We start from the raw sequence: 1,569 nt of genomic DNA, 5'->3' as shown, positions 1-1,569 counted from the left end.
TAATTGGAGAGTTTGATCCTGGCTCAGGACGAACGCTGGCGGCGTGCCTAATACATGCAAGTCGAGCGGAGATTTCAGAAGTGCTTGCACTTCTGGGATTTCAGCGGCGGACGGGTGAGTAACACGTAGGTAACCTGCCTGTAAGACTGGGATAACTATCGGAAACGGTAGCTAATACCGGATAATATATTTCTTCACATGAAGGAATGTTGAAAGGCGGAGTAATCTGCCACTTATAGATGGACCTGCGGCGCATTAGCTAGTTGGTGAGGTAATGGCTCACCAAGGCGACGATGCGTAGCCGACCTGAGAGGGTGAACGGCCACACTGGGACTGAGACACGGCCCAGACTCCTACGGGAGGCAGCAGTAGGGAATCTTCCGCAATGGACGAAAGTCTGACGGAGCAACGCCGCGTGAGTGATGAAGGTTTTCGGATCGTAAAGCTCTGTTGCCAGGGAAGAAGACTTAGGAGAGTAACTGCTCTTAAGGTGACGGTACCTGAGAAGAAAGCCCCGGCTAACTACGTGCCAGCAGCCGCGGTAATACGTAGGGGGCAAGCGTTGTCCGGAATTATTGGGCGTAAAGCGCGCGCAGGCGGTCATTTAAGTTTGGTGTTTAATTCCAGGGCTCAACCCTGGGTCGCACTGAAAACTGGGTGACTTGAGTACAGAAGAGGAGAGTGGAATTCCACGTGTAGCGGTGAAATGCGTAGATATGTGGAGGAACACCAGTGGCGAAGGCGACTCTCTGGGCTGTAACTGACGCTGAGGCGCGAAAGCGTGGGTAGCAAACAGGATTAGATACCCTGGTAGTCCACGCCGTAAACGATGAGTGCTAGGTGTTAGGGGTTTCGATACCCTTGGTGCCGAAGTTAACACATTAAGCACTCCGCCTGGGGAGTACGGTCGCAAGACTGAAACTCAAAGGAATTGACGGGGACCCGCACAAGCAGTGGAGTATGTGGTTTAATTCGAAGCAACGCGAAGAACCTTACCAGGTCTTGACATCCCTCTGAATCCACTAGAGATAGTGGCGGCCTTCGGGACAGAGGAGACAGGTGGTGCATGGTTGTCGTCAGCTCGTGTCGTGAGATGTTGGGTTAAGTCCCGCAACGAGCGCAACCCTTATATTTAGTTGCCAGCACATTAAGGTGGGCACTCTAGATAGACTGCCGGTGACAAACCGGAGGAAGGTGGGGATGACGTCAAATCATCATGCCCCTTATGACCTGGGCTACACACGTACTACAATGGCCAGTACAACGGGCTGCGAAATCGCGAGATGGAGCCAATCCCAACAAAGCTGGTCTCAGTTCGGATTGCAGGCTGCAACCCGCCTGCATGAAGTAGGAATTGCTAGTAATCGCGGATCAGCATGCCGCGGTGAATACGTTCCCGGGTCTTGTACACACCGCCCGTCACACCACGAGAGTTTACAACACCCGAAGTCGGTGGGGTAACCCGCAAGGGAGCCAGCCGCCGAAGGTGGGGTAGATGATTGGGGTGAAGTCGTAACAAGGTAGCCGTATCGGAAGGTGCGGCTGGATCACCTCCTTTCTATGGAGAAT

General features: G+C 53.3%; 1 rRNA gene. It reads left to right on the top strand.

Features of this window, described 5'->3' with window-relative positions:
• Positions 1 to 1,558, top strand: a 16S ribosomal RNA gene (locus AC1TO8_RS23795).
• Positions 1,559 to 1,569: the final 11 nt, after the last annotated feature.

This window comes from Paenibacillus sp. Y859 (genome assembly GCF_056786405.1).
The sequence above is the reverse complement of the archived record's forward strand: the minus strand, read 5'-3'. Positions and strand labels throughout refer to the sequence as shown.